Source organism: Paenibacillus tianmuensis, assembly GCF_900100345.1.
Taxonomy (GTDB): domain Bacteria; phylum Bacillota; class Bacilli; order Paenibacillales; family NBRC-103111; genus Paenibacillus_G; species Paenibacillus_G tianmuensis.
In genome coordinates this window covers 1-16,077 of sequence record NZ_FMTT01000011.1, presented here as the reverse complement: position 1 = coordinate 16,077, position 16,077 = coordinate 1, and the positions used below count along the sequence as shown (strand labels likewise).

Here is a 16,077-nt window from a genome sequence, read left to right as displayed (position 1 = left end):
CGCCAGCCTCCGGAGGTTGGCGATTTTTTCTTGTGCGCCGGAATGGCCGAACCCACAAATGGAAAGGATGATCGGATTGAAGCCGAATATCGGAGATATATATTGCGTATACGTCGAGCAGTTGCAGCGCTATGCCGCGTGTCAGGTCACCGGAATCAAGGAAAAGTGGGGTAAGCCGCTGGCCGCCGTGCTGGAGCTTGACTGGACCGGGGACAAGCTGCCTACGGAAGAAGAGCTCGATAAGATGAAACCGCTGTACTGCGACCACTTTTCGAACGACCAGCTTGAACATTCGTATGTCAACCCGCAGGTCCCCAAACATTACATTTTGGCAGGAAACCGGCCTCCGCTCGTCACCGAAGATACAAGCAGATACAGCGGTTGGCATACAGGCAGCAGTATGGTCTACCAATTGAAGTGGCGGGGCATTCCCGAAGACCGACGCCGTTCGTTCAAGGAAGCGGCAATGGACAATACGCCGGTTGTCGTGGGTGGCGTGCAGATGGCCCGCTCGACCAGCGAAATCCGTGACGCCACGCTCCAGCAGTTCTCCGACTTGTCCGAACTGAAACAGCTGCCCTGCCTGACGCGCATCGCCGCCGACCGTCCCTATGAGTCGCTGCTGTCGTATGTTAACGACAATCCGTTTATATACGAGCTTCGGTTGGAGAACCACGGCTATACGTCGATCGACCTCCGAAGCAGCAGCTTGGCGCGCCTGATCCTTCAGGCGGACGGATTGGAAGAGCTGTTTTTAAATAAAGGGTTAACCTTTCTATCGTTAACGGGTACCCCCTCGCCCAAGCTGAAAATCCATGCCGAAGACGGCGGACAATGTCTGACGGCCGCCTTTACGAATAACGTACCGCCGGTATGCGGTCTCGAACGTTTGTCGGGGCTGCACGTGAAACAGGTGAAAGACCTGGATCTTGGGCCGATCGTCCGAAGCTACCCTCAGTTGAAGGAGCTGGACCTAGAGGGCAAACCCGGCAACATCGTTAATCTTCAACAACTCGAACAATTAACGAACCTTAGATTATTCAGCACCTACGATATATTCGGCTTCTCCGGCGAAGCATTCCCCGGTCCGGATCGGCTGCCGAACCTTACTTGGCTGTGGATGGAAAGCCTGCCCGCCGACGCCGCCAAAGCGATTAAGGACAAGTACAAGAAAGAAGTTCCCAAAGGTCTGGACCTGTCGATCACCAAGCCGCGCAAGCCCGAATGGCTGGCCGAAAATTTCAATAATCCTTTCCGCGACTGGGACGGACGGGACAACATCACGGAGGCTCGGGCCAAGAAAGCAATGAATCTGTACAAAAAGACACTTGCGGCCATAACGACGTTAGCGGAACAAATTCGGGGCGGCGGCATGACGGCAGCCGAGGCGGAGTCTGCGCTGGACACATTAGTGTCCGATTACACCGAAGCGTTCAATAAAATGGACCGTAGAAGCGGCTTTATCGAAACGGTGGAGCGCGAGGAAATTTATACGGTGCTGGAGGATCTGCTCAACGGGGCACGGCAGCAGTTGTCTGCTGCGGGCGTCGAAGTGGACGTGGATAAGCTGTTCGACACGTTCGATAAGCTGCGCGATTTTTAACGCCGGTAACCTTTAACGCAATAAGTAAAAAAGGGAAGCCCCGCTATAGCAGCGAGCGCTTCCCTTGCTTCGTTCTGTTTAAAAAGGGTTCATCACATGGAAAAAGACGTTGGGCGACGCCATCCGGTAATAGTAGCTGCACCAGCCGACGCCGCGGTTGTTGAACCGATTGGACGAGCTGTACACGAGCCGCTCCTGCTCCAGCTCTTCGATCTGCCCGATCCGGCCCTCCACATAATCGAGCAGCCTTAACGAAGCCGTATCCAGCCGGTTGACGACTCCGCCGTAGCGGATATCGATGACCTCCCAGCCGAACGGCTTGAACATCCGCAGCCACTGGGCGCGATGGGCGGCCCGCAGCTCCCGGACCGCTTCCGCAATCTCCGGCAGCACTTCCGTCGCGATGCGCCGCAGCGTCCCCGTATCCTTATCGTCGTATGCCCGCTTGAGCTCGATGCCGATCTCGCTCTTCCGCTTCAGCACGCCGCACAGCCTCTCCGGCACCTCGAACAAGTAATCCAGCTCAGCCTCCTTGACGCGACGGCTGCGGATATCCTGCTCCACCTTCGTATAATGCGCGGACAAGTCCAGTCCTTCGATCTGCTTGTCGAACAGTCCGAGCAGCACGTCCTGGTACAGCAAAAACTTGGAAGGATTGCTCTGCATCCGGTTGTTCGGCTCGGAGCCGGGCACCTCGTCCAAATCCTTGAATGTCAGGAAGGCGTCGGCCTCGATACCGGTGCAGAACTTGACCCGCTCCGCCAGCTTCGCCTGATCCGGCTTCGCTTCCGAATACGCATGCTCCGCGTAGAGCTGCAGACCGAGCAACGCCGCAAAAGGATTGCTCTCCATGCCGTCGTCGCCCCACATCGTCGCATAAACCTCGCGGATGCCTTCTCTTTTGCACACCTGCAGAGCGGCATCGGAGGCATTCAACGACAAGCCGTAATTGACCCCGAACGTGTTAAACACCCAGACGGCGCCGGCAAACACCAAGTTGCAGCCGAGGGGACGGTGCTTGGCAATGAGGTTCTCGTAGTCCTCCTGCTCCATGTGGTTATAATCCCAGTACACCATGTCCACATCTTTCGGAATGCGGCGCGCCATCTCCTCCGGAATCTGCGTATCCATGTCATAGTAATCGCTGCCGTTCTGCGAAGCGAGCTTCAGGAACATATCGCTCCACATCATCGCTTTCAAACCGCGGCGGCGCGTCATGTCCAGCACTTTGTCCAGATGCGCAATCATAATCTCGAACCGGCTCGTGTAGCCGTTGCGGTCCAAATATTTGCCGCGGCCGACCTCTTCCGCCTCGTCCATGCCGATGTGGATTTTACGGCTGCGGAACGGAGCGCTAGCGGCCTCGATCATCTGTTCGACCAATCGGTCCGTCCGCTCGTCACCGACCAGCAGCGCGCCTTTCGTATCCTTGTAATGCTTCACCGGCTCCCACTTCAAGAACTCTTCCAGATGCGCCAGGGCCTGGATGCTCGGGAACGCCTCGATGCCGAATTGGTCGGCGTAATCGTCAATCTCTTTCAGCTCCGCTTGCGTGTACCGGCCGCGCATATAGCCGAAATAAGGTTCTTCGCTAATTTCGTACGTATCTTCCAAATACAGCATAACGCTGTTTAATCCCATTAAAGCCATCTTGCGAAGCATAAATTTGAAGCTGTCGAGCGTCAACACCGCATTGCGGGACAAATCAAACATCGGTCCGATCGTATCGAACTGCTGCTTCTCCCGAAGGTGAAACGGCTCCCCATGAAGGCCGTGCTGTACGAGAAACCCAAGCCCGCGAAAGAACTGATGCTTTTGACCGTAGCGAATATAGGCCTTCCCCTGCTCCATGCCGACTTCCAGCTCGCCGGACGACGGCTCGACCCGGACGACGATGCCGTCTTCCGCCTCAACAATCTGAAGCTCCTGTGACAATGCGCGAATTCCCGGCCATAAAACGTTTAAATTTCCTTCAAACCGCAGCTTCATCTGTGCTTCCTCTCCTTGTTCAAGTATCCTATCTTCTTCTATTATAAGAGAAAGCTGCGGTTTAGGAAATGTTTTACAAGGATGAATCGTAAGTATAAAAACCTTTGCCCGTTTTGCGGCCAAGCCGGCCGGCTTTGACGTATTTGCGCAGCAAGGGGCAGGGACGGTATTTGCTGTCTCCGAAGCCGTGGTGAAGGATCTCCATAATGGACAGGCACGTGTCCAGCCCGATGAAATCGGCCAGCTCCAACGGCCCCATCGGATGGTTCATTCCCAGCTTCATTACCTTGTCCACCGCTTCCGGAGCCGCAACGCCTTCGTAGACGGTATAAATCGCCTCGTTGATCATCGGCATCAGGACGCGGTTCGATACGAAGCCAGGAAAATCGTTCACCTCAACGGGCGTCTTCCCCATGCGCTCGGCCAAATCGCGGATTTGCCCGAATACCTCGTCGGAGGTTTCCAGGCCGCGGATGATTTCAACCAGCGGCATCACCGGAACCGGATTCATGAAATGCATGCCGATTACCTGCGAAGGCCGCCCGGTCACGGCGGCGATCTCCGTAATCGGGAGCGAGGACGTATTCGTAGCAAGGATCGTATGCGGCGGGCAATGGTCGTCCAATCGCTTGAACAGCGTCGTTTTATGGTCCATACTTTCAATAATCGCTTCGATGACCAAATCGGCCTGAGCCGCTTGATCCAACTGGGCACAAGGGAGAATCCGCGCCAGAATGCTTGTTTTCTCTTCTTCGGCAAGCTTTCCCTTCTCCACGCTCCGGGCAAGACTTTTCGTCAGACTGTTGATGCCCTGATGAAGGGACGCTTCGGCAATATCGTGCAGCAGGACGTTCAATCCTGCCGCTGCGGCGACCTGGGCAATGCCCCTGCCCATTTGCCCTGCGCCAATCACCATAACCGTCTGTATCGCCATGCTCCACGCCTCCCATTTTTCATTTTAATATGTTATTTATTAACGGTCCCTGCCGCTCCCCGCAGCGATCACATATTTCGGCGGTACTGCCCGCCCACTTGATAAAGCGCATGCGTAATTTGCCCCAAGCTGGCGGCCTTGACGGTTTCCATCAGCTCGGCAAACATGTTGCCCCCGTTCAAAGCGGTCTGCTGGAGCCTCGCCAAAGCGGCCGCAGCCTCGTCTTGATGCTTCGCTTGAAACGCGCGCAGATTGGCGATCTGCTGCTCCTTCTCCCCAGTGGTGGCGCGGGCCATCGGAATCGGCAGATCGTCTACCGGCGGGTTCGGATTCCGGAAGGTATTCACGCCGATGATCGGGAGCTCGCCGTTGTGCTTTTTCGTTTCGTACAGCAGCGATTCATCCTGGATTTTCCCGCGCTGGTACTGCGATTCCATCGCCCCGAGCACGCCGCCCCGATCGCTGATTCGCTCCAGCTCAAGCAGGACGGCCTCCTCCACCAGATCCGTCATCTCTTCGATCACGAAGGAACCTTGGAGCATATTTTCGCTTTTGGCGAGTCCGAGTTCTTTCGTGATGATCAGCTGAATCGCCATCGCCCGGCGCACCGATTCCTCTGTCGGCGTCGTGATCGCCTCGTCGTAGGAGTTCGTATGCAGCGAATTGCAGTTGTCTATGATCGCGAGCAGCGCCTGCAGGGTCGTGCGGATATCATTAAAATCGATTTCCTGCGCATGCAGCGACCGGCCCGAGGTTTGGATGTGATACTTCAGCTTCTGGCTGCGCTCGTTCGCCTTGTATTTCTCTCGCATCACCGTAGCCCAGATCCGTCGCGCCACCCGGCCGATCACGGTGTATTCGGGATCGAGCCCGTTGCTGAAAAAGAACGACAGGTTCGGCGCAAAATCGTCGATGTGCATGCCCCGGGACAAGTAGTATTCAACGTACGTAAGGCCGTTCGCCAAGGTGAAGGCGAGCTGCGAAATCGGATTCGCCCCGGCCTCCGCAATGTGGTAGCCGGAGATCGACACGGAGTAGTAGTTCCGCACCTCGTGATCAATAAAATATTGCTGAATATCGCCCATCATCCGCAGCGCGAATTCCGTGGAAAAGATGCACGTATTTTGCCCCTGGTCCTCCTTCAATATATCCGCCTGCACGGTTCCGCGAACCTGCTTCAGTGCTTCCTTGGCGAGCTGCCGCCTTTCCTCGTCGGACGGTTCCCTCCCCTGCTCCTGACGGAATTGGTCCACCTGGCCGTCGATCGCCGTATTCATGAACATCGCCAGAATGATGGCCGCAGGGCCGTTGATCGTCATCGAGACCGAGGTCAGCGGATGACACAAATCGAACCCGGCGTACAGCTTCTTCATATCGTCCAAGGTGCAGATGCTGACGCCGCTCTCCCCGATCTTGCCGTAGATGTCCGGCCGGTAGTCGGGGTCCTCGCCGTACAGTGTCACCGAATCGAACGCAGTGCTGAGCCGCTTGGCCGAATCGTTCTTCGACAAGTAATGAAACCGGAGGTTCGTCCGCTCCGGGGTTCCCTCGCCCGCGAATTGACGCTTCGGGTCCTCCTCCGTCCGTTTGAAAGGAAATACGCCAGCCGTGTAAGGAAACGTTCCCGGGACATTTTCGCGGTACAGCCAACTCACCAGATCGCCCCAGTCATAGAAGCCGGGCAGGGATACCTTGGGAATCTTGAGCCCGGACAAGCTGGTGGTCACAAGCTCGGTGACGATCTCTTTGTCCCGGACCTTGGTGACCAGTTGCGCGCCCGCATACCGGCTGCGCAGCTCCGGCCAGCGGGCTAAGAGCGTCCGGGTCCCCGGGTGCAGGCGCTGCTCGTACTTTTCTTTCAGCTCCTGCAGCATGGTGATGCTGTCCTCCGTCGCGTGCTCCAGCTTCATCGCTTGCATCGTTCCTTCGATTTGGTAGCAGGCGCGCGCAAATTCCGCTTCCTTGTCGACGAAAGCTTTGTAGCTGCGAACGGTCTGCACGATCTCTCCCAAGTACCGAATCCGTTCGCCGGGAATGATGACCTGCTTCTTGAAGCTTTTCTCCGTTGAGAAATCCGGAACAGGCCAGTCGCCGCCGCATTTGCGGTTCATCTCGGAGATGAGCGCGGTAAACAGCCTGTTGACTCCGGCGTCGTTAAACTGGCTTGCGATCGTCCCGTACACCGGCATCACTTCGTAGGGCTGCTCGAACCATCCGCGGCTTCGCTGCACCTGCTTTTTCACCTCGCGCAGCGCATCCTCCGAGCCTCTTCGTTCAAATTTGTTGATCGCGATCAGATCGGCGTAGTCGAGCATCTCGATTTTCTCCAGCTGCGAAGGCGCGCCGAATTCGCTGGTCATGACATACAGCGTCAGATCAGAAATTTCCGTAATCTGGTGATCTCCCTGCCCGATTCCACTCGTTTCCACCAAAATCCAATCGAAGCCCGCTGCCTTGACCACCGCTAACGCTTCGCGGATCGCCTGCGACAGCTCCTTGCCCGAATTGCGCGTCGCCAGGCTTCGCATATAGACGCGGTCCGAATGCACCGCATTCATGCGGATACGGTCTCCCAGCAAAGCGCCACCCGTCCGCTGCTTGGTCGGATCGATGGACAGGATGGCGACGCTCTTGTCGGGATAATGCCGCAGGAAACGGCGGACCAATTCGTCCGTGAGCGAGCTTTTTCCCGCGCCGCCCGTACCGGTGATCCCGACGACCGGGGCGTCGGACGGCCAGCCCTTCATCTGCTCGAACACGGCATGCAGCTCGGGGCTGGAAGGAACAGACGCGACGCTCAAGCTCTCGGCGGCCGTGATGCTTTGTGCGATGGCGTGGTGATTTCCCTGCCTCAGTTCCTCCAGATCGGGCACGTAGCCCGCAACCGTTGAAAAGTCACATTCCTCCAGCATGACATCGATCATGCCTTGCAGCCCCAGCTTTCTTCCGTCCTCCGGCGAGAAAATACGGACGACGCCATAGTCGTGCAGCCGCTTCATTTCCGAAGGAATAATGACGCCGCCCCCGCCTCCGTATACGCGGATATGGCTTGTGCCCCTCTCCTTCAATAGATCGATTACGTATTGGAAGTATTCAACATGCCCGCCTTGGTAGCTGGAAATGGCGATGCCCTGCACGTCCTCTTGGATCGCCGCTTGCACAACCTCGTCCACGGACCGGTTGTGCCCCAGATGAATGACCTCCGCGCCGCTAGCCTGCAATATCCGGCGCATCACATTAATCGAGACGTCATGACCGTCAAACAAAGCGGAAGCGGTAACAAACCTGGCCTTGTGCTTTGTTCGATACACTCGCGCAGTTTCCAAACAAATCTCTCCTCATAGCGAAAAATCGAAGTACTGTCGCAGGACTTCCGCCGCTTACGACTTCAACAGTTCGTTGGAAATAACGATCCGGTGAATCTGGTTGGTCCCCTCGTAAATTTGCGTCACTTTCGCATCGCGGAACAATCGCTCCAACGGATGCTCGTTCGTCCATCCGCTGCCGCCGAGCAGTTGCAGCGCATCCGTCGTGACCGCCATGGCGGTATCGCTGGCGAACATTTTGGCCATGGAAGCTTCCTTCGCACAAGGCTTGTCATTCTGCCGCAGCCAGGCAGCCCGGTACACAAGCAGGCCTGCGGCATCAACCCGGGCACCCAGCCCCGTCAGAACGGGCTCCACCGCATGCTGCCGCTCTGTCGGATACCGCGCCTTCACGAAGCGCTCGGTATACTCCAAGGCGGCTCTGGCAATGCCGAGCGCCTGTGCGCCGATGCCGATCCTCCCCCCGTCCAGAATCGACTTGGCCATGACGAATCCGTGTCCTTCCTGCCCCAGCCGCTGTTCGGCGGGAAGACGGACCTGGTCAAAGGTCAGCTCGCATGTATTGGAGCCGCGCAGACCCATCTTCTTTTCCTTCTTCTCCACCCGGAAGCCGGGCGCAGCTTTCTCGACCATAAAAGCGCTGACCCCGGAAGCCCCTTGTCCCGGATCGGTCGCGGCAAAAACGATATACACGTCCGCTTCGCCCGCGTTCGTAATGAACACTTTCGATCCGTTCAGGATGTAGTCTTCGCCGTCCCGAAGGGCGGACGTCCTGATCTTGGCCGCATCGGAGCCGGCATGGGACTCCGTCAGAGCAAACGCCCCAAGCCATTCTCCCGAGGCCAATTTTGGAAGGTATTTCTTTTTTTGCTCCTCCGTCCCGTAATACAGAATAGGCAAGGTCGCAACCGAGGTGTGGACGGACAAAATAACGCCAACCGTGGCGCTTGCTTTGGATATTTCCTCGATGGCGATCATATACGAAATCATATCCGCGCCGCTTCCGCCCCATTCCCGGGGAACCGGCAGCCCCAGAAGGCCGCAGCCGCCCATTTCGTTGACGAGCGCACGCGGAAAAGCATCGGACTCCTCCATAGCCGGGACGGTTGGAGCGATCCGGCTAGCGGCGTATTCGCGCACTTTGCTCCGGAAGCGCTCCTGTTCGTCCGTGAAACAGAGCTCCATCAGACGTCAACTCCCCCTTATTCATCCACCCGAAGCAAAATCGCATCCCCTTGTCCGCCCCCGCTGCAAATGGCCGCAATTCCAAGCCCGCCTCCGCGACGTCTCAGCGCATGAATCAAGGTCAGAACGATCCTGGCCCCGCTGGCCCCGATCGGATGCCCGAGCGCGATCGCGCCGCCGTTGACATTGACCTTATCCTCGTCCCAGCCGACGAGACTGCCGCTGGCAAGAATGACTGCAGCGAACGCTTCGTTGACTTCGAACAAGTCAATCTCCTGCAAGGACTTGCCGGTTTGTTGCAGCAGCTTCTGAATGGCGAGTCCAGGCGTTATCGTATAATATGGCGCTTCGACGGCAACGGTCGTATGACCGATGATCGAGGCGAGCGGCGAGCAGCGCTCGCGGACCGCTTTTTCCTCGGACATGACTACCAGCGCGGCCGCCCCGTCGCTAATGGCTGAAGCATTGCCTGCGGTCACGGTGCCTCCCTGCACAAAAGCGGACGGCAGCTTGGTGAGCTTCTCCGCATTCGTATCGGCGCGGGGGATTTCATCCGTATCGACATCCGCGTAAGATCCCGCCCCGCAAGCGACGGGCACGATTTCGTCCTTGAACAGCCCTTGCCGTATCGCCTCCACGGCTCGCCTATGGCTCCGCAGCGCCCATTCGTCCTGAAGCTGGCGGCTGATGCCTTTCTCGGCGCCGATTCTTTCGGCGTACTCTCCCATGTGGACATGCTGAAATGCGCAGTGCAGCCCGTCTCGTATCATCAGGTCCGTCACCTTCTTGTCTCCGAGGCGGTAGCCCCAGCGTGCATCGGCCGTCACGTACGGCGCGTTGCTCATGCTTTCCATCCCTCCGGCTACGATCGTCTCCGCATCGCCGGCCCGAATGATTTGATCGGCCAGCGTAATGCTGCGCATGCTGGAGGCGCACACCTTGTTGATCGTCTCCGTCTGCACGCGCCAGTCCAATCCGGCCAGCCGCGCCGCCTGACGCGACGGAATTTGTCCCGCCCCGCCCTGCAGCACCATGCCCATAATGACCTCATCGACTTCGGAGGGAGCCACCTTTGCTTTGTCCAAAGCTCCTTCAATGGCGATGCCGCCGAGCTCGACGGCTTGCTTGCTTTTCAATGCGCCGCCGAATTTCCCTAATGCCGTGCGGGCTCCCCCAACAATCACAGATTTTCTCATGGCTTCTCCTTCCGGGCTTTCCGTAAGAAAGCCGCGTAATCCTAAAAAATTTCCCGCCTTCCAGCTTCGAAAGTCATCCTCTTCCGGCCCATACGTCCATGCCCTTGAGCATGTGCAGCGCTTTGGCATCGCGCATGTACCGTTCGACGCGGTACTCCTTCATATAGCCGTAGCCCCCGAGGATTTGCACCGCATTCGTCGTCGAACCCATGGCGGCATCGGCCGCAAAAGCAAGCGCCCGAGCGGACGGTTCGGCATAAGCCAGCCCCTTGTCCTCATTCCACGCGGCCTGACGGACAAGGAGGCTCGAAGCCTCGGCAGCCGCGCACATCTCGGCCAGCATGAACGCCACCGCCTGATGCCGCGCAATCGGCTTGCCGAACTGCGTCCGCTCCTTGGCGTAAGTCAGCGATGCCTTCAAAGCTCCATGCGCAATCCCGGCCGCCAGCGCAGCCAAGCCGTATCGGGCGCTGGCCCACGTCTCCCCGGCGATGGCGGCCCCTTGTCCGACACTGCCGATCAGCTGTCCTCCGGATAGGCGGCACCGGTCGAAGGTCAGATGAGCCATACCAGAGGAACGGAGGCCAAGAGCTTGGGTAACGGGCCGTACCTGCAAACCGGGCATTCCCCGTTCTACGAGAATTGCGGCGGTTCGTTCGGGTTCCCCCTCGCCTTCCACATTCGCATATACCAGGAACAGGTCGGCTTCCGTGCCATTGATAACGAACTCCTGCGTCCCGTCGAGAACGTACCCGTCCCCATCCGGCTTCGCCGCCAGCGTGAAGGCAAGCGGAGGAAGCCCTCCGGGCCTTGGGGGAAGCGCTCCGGCCCCAAGCTTCCGGCCCTCGATCAGCGCTCGCAACTGCTTCGCTCCGCCATGTTGCCCGAACCTGTACACCGGCCACGTCACAAGCTGAACATGCGTCCACAGCGCCGCCCCTAGCGAAGCGCATCCTCCAGACAGCTGCTCCAGCAGCAGGACGTAGCTTGCGAAGCCTCCCCCGGCCCCGCCGTCCGATTCGGGCCAAGGCAAGCCGGCAAAGCCCAGCGCCGCCATCTGGTCGAACATTCCGCGGTCGAACGCTTCCGCTTCGTCCAGCTGTTCGGCCTTCGTTTCCACTTCCTTGGCGACAAAGTCACGCACCATGTCACAGATCATTTCCTGCTCTTCCGTAAACTCGAACCTCATGAAATCTCTCCTTTGAACTGCAAAGGGACTTACGATGAAACGGCATTCTACCCCCATGTTATGTACTATTTAGGATAAATATGATGTCATAATGGAACCTGAATCCGTGAAGTGAGCTTTTTGAAAAAATTGAGATATTGATAATATAGAAGGGAATACAGTCTGAGGTGGGAGACGCATGATGAAGATCCAATTTGTTCGCTCCAGAGAGCTCATTTTTTTACACATGCTGGACTTGCAAGCGCTTGCAAATCATTTTCTCATACAGGATTTAAAAAGCGCTTTAACCATACCAAAAAGCCGCATCCAATGAACGTCAGTCAACACTGAAAAATGGGGTTTCAATCAAACACCGTTTACCGTTGTTTCTTAATTTGAAGGTTGAATGCTGGCCAGCATATCAATTAACAACAAAGAACGACATGTAAAATATATCATATGAGGTAAAAAAATAGAAGTAGTTCTTTTGTATTAATTAAACATTGGTTGGCAAATTATGAGCGAATTCCCGCCCATAAAGACTGGCGCGATTTTTACGTTTAATACAATTTTTGGAACGGTTTCGTAGTAGATTCGGAAAAATTCGACGGTTGCACGACATTTGGTGTAACGAAGATGGAAAGGCCCCGTGCCATTATTCCGAAGCCTTCTTTTCATGCATGGCCTCCCGGTATTTGCCTGGGGGCATGCTCATTTTCCGGGAAAACGACCTCGTGAAGTAATGAATGCTGGAAAATCCGGATTTCTCAGCAATTTCGATCAACGATAAATCGGTGTGCTTCAATAAATACACGGCTCGGCGAATTTTTTCTTGTTGAACGAAGTCGATATAGCTCATTCCGAGTTCCTGTTGAAACAATCGGGACAAATGGCGGCTGGAAAGATGAAGATAAGCGGCCACTTCCGCCAACGTCATCGAATGCGAAAGGTTATCTTTCACGAACCGGATCGCCCGACTCAACGCATAGGCGGCTGGCTTATAACCGGAAGCGCCAAGGCCCGAAGATGGAGTTTCAGCTTGAAAGGTGGAACAGAAAGAGAATAATAGCGACAGAGCAGCGCTCTTCACGTAGTGCTCCGTTATGGGGACCGGTTCTTGCACATGCTTAAGAAGCGCGGTCCAGATTAGTGTCGTGGGATTCGTGTATGTATCGTAGATCACAATGCGATCGGCAACCGCAAGCTGCCGAAACTGCCGGACAATGGCAGGGTCCGTGTTCTCTTCGTCGACTTCGAAAGCGACATACAGGAGAAACATGCCTTGCTTACTGCGGATTTGGTGGCGGATGCCAGGTCGCGATAAAAATAACGTTTCCTTACGCAGGGGAAAGAGCTTGTCACCGTCCATATATATCCCCTCTCCTTCCCGGGCATAGCAGATTTCAAAAAAGGAATGCTGATGAACGGGGTTGTCAAAATGAGCGGGTTCGATTCCCCAATAATGAATGGTGAAGGAGGCGGATTGATTCCGGAGACGCGGGACGATTTCGTTTAAATAGGCTTGAATTTTATGCGGATGATCGAACATGATCCGGCTCCCCCTTGGCATGAATGTCCGAAATGTGCAACGACTTGACTGATTTGATCAAATACAACCAGCCGGTTTCTCTCTACAATAACATCATGGATAGCGATCCATCAATTTGGGGGAGGCTGACAGGATGATTACCCAGGAGCAAGTTGATTTTTATCATGAAAACGGATATTTGTTGGTGAAAGGCGTATTCAGCAGCGAGGAAGTAGAAGAGATGCGAACCGCAACAGATGCGATTATCGACCGCGCGGCCAAATCGAAGTTCGATCGAAGCGACACGTGGCAAGGCGATTATTTGCCGCCGGAGCAGTTGAAGAAGCTCGTATTAAAGGGCTTCCACGATGTACATTATCATGACGCGGTTTTTACCCGGGCGCTATGCCATCCTAACATGTCGGCCGTGCTATCCAGGTTAATTGGCCCAAATGTGCAAGTCCACCATTCCAAGATGCTGGTCAAGCCCCCGGAAAAAGGCGCGGCGTTCCCGATGCATCAGGATTATCCGTATTTCCCGCATGCGAATCATTCGATGATCGCGGCAAGTATCCACTTGGACGATTCCGACATGGAAAACGGCTGTCTGTGCGTCATTCCTGGAACGCATAAAAATGGCCCGATGCCGCACGTAGGAGCCCACTATCTGAACCATAAAGAGTATCCGATCTCGTCGGGTACGCCTTGCCCGGCAAGTGCGGGAGATGTCCTGTTCTTCAATTACTTAACGATTCACGGCTCCGACGTCAATCGAAGCACACGGCCGAGAAGAAACGTGCTGGTCCAATACCGCGATCCTGAGGATTTGCCGACGGAAGAAGTTCACGTGAACTGGGGGCAGGGGCTTATGGTTTGTGGCCATAATCCGATATTCAAGGAACACAAAGGGGCTCACTAGGTTTTTGCAAGCAAAACGGATTAGTTGGATAGCCGACCTTCCACACCACCGTACGTACCGTTCGGTATACGGCGATTCCTCAGTTCACGCAGGGACTTGTCGATAGTAATCTAAAAAGAAGAGGAAGCCTAAACCTTTGAGGGTGTTATTGCCTAGGGATTTCGAGAGGATCGGGCTATTGGAGATTCTCCAGTAGCCCTTTCTTGTGTTTGCGTACTCCCATATCCTCTCAGGAATGTGCGCTCCCGCATATTCTCCATGTACCCGCACCATTTACACCAGCATGTCCGGATAGTGTATTGGACTTCGCTTTGTGCGGCAAGCTCGTCTTCTTGCTTTGTGCCTGATGATGTTCGTGTTCCTCGGGTCGGAAGTTTGCCTCCGACTTCCTTCAGATTCCACCTCGCGGTGGACACCCTTGCCCTTGGCTAGTGGTTGACCACTACCAGCCCCCACAGCGGACTTTCACCGCCTAGGTAATCGCCATGCGTGGCGCACGGCAACGAGCCTTGAGGATTGGATCCTCAAGGCTCGTTTATTTATTTAATCATATCAATCAGTAGGCATCTCAAGCGGATAAGTTCATTAGGATAATTCATTTCATTTATGACCAATAGATTTATTAATGATTATTATTGCTGATCTCAAAATTACAAAAATTTCATTCATTAACAGTAATGCACTTTATATAGCCAAATCTCGAATCTGTACATCAATTTGACTTAATCTCATTTCTAAGTGTTTGGCATCGACTATATTCTCTGGGAAATATAAGCCGGCTTTAGCTGTATTCCCATCAACTAACCCCAAAACTTGCTCAAGAATGATAGCGGCACCAAGCCCCACCATAGTAGCTTGGCCATTTGAACTGATGATTTCGCGACTTAGCGTAGATGGTATGCCTTCAAAATTCTTGCCCTGTACTTCAATCGTTATATTATGTGAAGCCCTCTTTCCATATTTGGACCCAAAAGATTCACTCATGGATACAGCAAATCGAAATGATTTAGTTTTAGTAGAGGCTCCGATACTAAGAACGTCTGCGAATGAGTGGGCTGTAGATTCTTTATTCATACCATCCACTTGAATATTGGAGTGAGTAATATTGTTCTCATCGCGTTCCCATGTCCAGACTGAGTCTTTAATAACAAGTGGGTTGGAATCATTCGGGAAAAGATATTGATTCTCGTCAGCGCCACCATCGCCATATTCGTCATTCGGATCAAAATTTGCTACAATCTCCATATGATCTATGCTATGGAAATCTTGAGCGTAATGGATAGCGAGAGTAGAAGGGATGCCTGCCATCCAATGACTAGCAATGATTACCGGTGAGGACTGTGCGCCATGTATATAGGTTGCGATATCCTCTCCAATAACTGGTACACTTCCTGAAATGGTGACGAATGGAATCGATCTATTTTGAGCAAATTTTTGAGCATTGAATGTTCTATCTCTAAAAAATATACCTACTGCACTGAATTGGTTTTCTTCAGTAAGACCAAGATCAAGGCGATTAAGGTCAACAGCTATAGCTGTTGCATTTCCAATCTCATCAGCAACTGCCTTTGATTTGCTTAGATTACGACCACCTACAACAATGGGCAGGTCTGGTTGAAATCTACGAAGGTGTTTAGCCCCCCATTTCCCTACGACCCCAGTCGCACCAATCAGCAAAACAGGTAAGGATGACTTATGTTTGACCATGTTTTTTTCACATCCTAATTTAGATTTTAAAAAAACCTTTTAAAAAAAGTTTCTCTAATGCTCTCTTTCTTTAATCCAGCACAATCTGCGGTGAACTACCCGCCACCTACGCTTTGCTTAGAGGTGGGGGCTTCTAAGGTAATCGTACCCAACGGTACGAAATTGACTTAGCTATCGAGCCTGTTCCATGCTCTATATATGATTATGCTAACAATCGCAATCCTTCACGCTTGATATTGATCGAAGCATTCCAGTCTCGATCTGCTACAAAACCACAATCGCAGTGGAATGTACGTTCAGAAAGTGATAGAGACTCCTTCACTTGACCGCAACTTGAACATGTTTTGGATGAGGGAAACCACTTATCTATTTTGATAAGCCTTTTTCCTTGTTCCTCCAACTTGTATTGGAGAAATGTCGTGAACATGCCCCATGCATTATCGGCAACGCTTTTGCCGAAATGAAGGGCTTGTGACATTCCCTTCATGTTGAGATCTTCGATAACTACGCAATCATACCGTT

The 16,077-nt window shown here is 54.2% G+C and carries 11 protein-coding genes; 2 read left to right on the top strand and 9 right to left on the bottom strand.

The window, feature by feature from the left end; translation table 11 throughout:
• Positions 1 to 67 precede the first annotated feature (67 nt).
• Positions 68 to 1,603 (top strand): hypothetical protein, encoded by a 1,536-nt coding sequence (locus BLO51_RS09455; protein WP_174551224.1) that lies wholly within the window; start codon positions 68 to 70, stop codon positions 1,601 to 1,603.
• Positions 1,604 to 1,681: 78 nt separating this feature from the next.
• Here the strand turns inward: BLO51_RS09455 and BLO51_RS09450 are convergent, their stop codons facing one another.
• The 7 genes from BLO51_RS09450 to BLO51_RS09420 all read right to left on the bottom strand — a co-directional run bounded on the left by BLO51_RS09450 (position 1,682) and on the right by BLO51_RS09420 (position 12,950).
• Complete coding sequence (locus tag BLO51_RS09450) at positions 1,682 to 3,592, bottom strand: beta-N-acetylhexosaminidase (RefSeq protein ID WP_090670277.1); 1,911 nt, start codon at positions 3,590 to 3,592, stop codon at positions 1,682 to 1,684.
• A gap of 73 nt (positions 3,593 to 3,665) precedes the next feature.
• Positions 3,666 to 4,526, bottom strand: coding sequence for a 3-hydroxybutyryl-CoA dehydrogenase (locus BLO51_RS09445; protein ID WP_090670275.1), 861 nt, complete (start codon positions 4,524 to 4,526; stop codon positions 3,666 to 3,668).
• A gap of 68 nt (positions 4,527 to 4,594) precedes the next feature.
• Positions 4,595 to 7,852, bottom strand: coding sequence for a fused isobutyryl-CoA mutase/GTPase IcmF (icmF, locus tag BLO51_RS09440; RefSeq protein ID WP_090670273.1), 3,258 nt, complete (start codon positions 7,850 to 7,852; stop codon positions 4,595 to 4,597).
• A gap of 54 nt (positions 7,853 to 7,906) precedes the next feature.
• On the bottom strand, positions 7,907 to 9,037 hold the full coding sequence (locus BLO51_RS09435) for an acyl-CoA dehydrogenase family protein (RefSeq protein ID WP_090670271.1): 1,131 nt from the start codon (positions 9,035 to 9,037) through the stop codon (positions 7,907 to 7,909).
• A gap of 17 nt (positions 9,038 to 9,054) precedes the next feature.
• The gene (locus tag BLO51_RS09430; protein WP_090670269.1) at positions 9,055 to 10,233 is read right to left on the bottom strand and encodes an acetyl-CoA C-acetyltransferase; all 1,179 of its coding nucleotides are present in this window, start codon (positions 10,231 to 10,233) and stop codon (positions 9,055 to 9,057) included.
• A gap of 73 nt (positions 10,234 to 10,306) precedes the next feature.
• A complete protein-coding gene (locus BLO51_RS09425; RefSeq protein ID WP_167670149.1) occupies positions 10,307 to 11,422 on the bottom strand; it encodes an acyl-CoA dehydrogenase family protein in 1,116 nt (371 codons plus the stop codon).
• Positions 11,423 to 12,056: 634 nt separating this feature from the next.
• Positions 12,057 to 12,950 (bottom strand): AraC family transcriptional regulator, encoded by an 894-nt coding sequence (locus BLO51_RS09420; RefSeq protein ID WP_167670148.1) that lies wholly within the window; start codon positions 12,948 to 12,950, stop codon positions 12,057 to 12,059.
• A 133-nt stretch (positions 12,951 to 13,083) separates the two neighbouring features.
• Here BLO51_RS09420 and BLO51_RS09415 point away from each other — a divergent pair, with 133 nt between their 5' ends.
• Complete coding sequence (locus BLO51_RS09415; RefSeq protein WP_090670263.1) at positions 13,084 to 13,848, top strand: phytanoyl-CoA dioxygenase family protein; 765 nt, start codon at positions 13,084 to 13,086, stop codon at positions 13,846 to 13,848.
• Positions 13,849 to 14,532: 684 nt separating this feature from the next.
• On the opposite strand, the gene BLO51_RS09400 is transcribed toward BLO51_RS09415, so the two are convergent.
• Entirely contained in the window at positions 14,533 to 15,555 is a 1,023-nt protein-coding gene (locus BLO51_RS09400) for a hypothetical protein (RefSeq protein ID WP_090670259.1), read from the bottom strand.
• Positions 15,556 to 15,757: 202 nt separating this feature from the next.
• Positions 15,758 to 16,077: RNA-guided endonuclease InsQ/TnpB family protein (locus BLO51_RS09395; RefSeq protein ID WP_143006852.1), on the bottom strand; the 320-nt coding region annotated here is incomplete at its 5' end.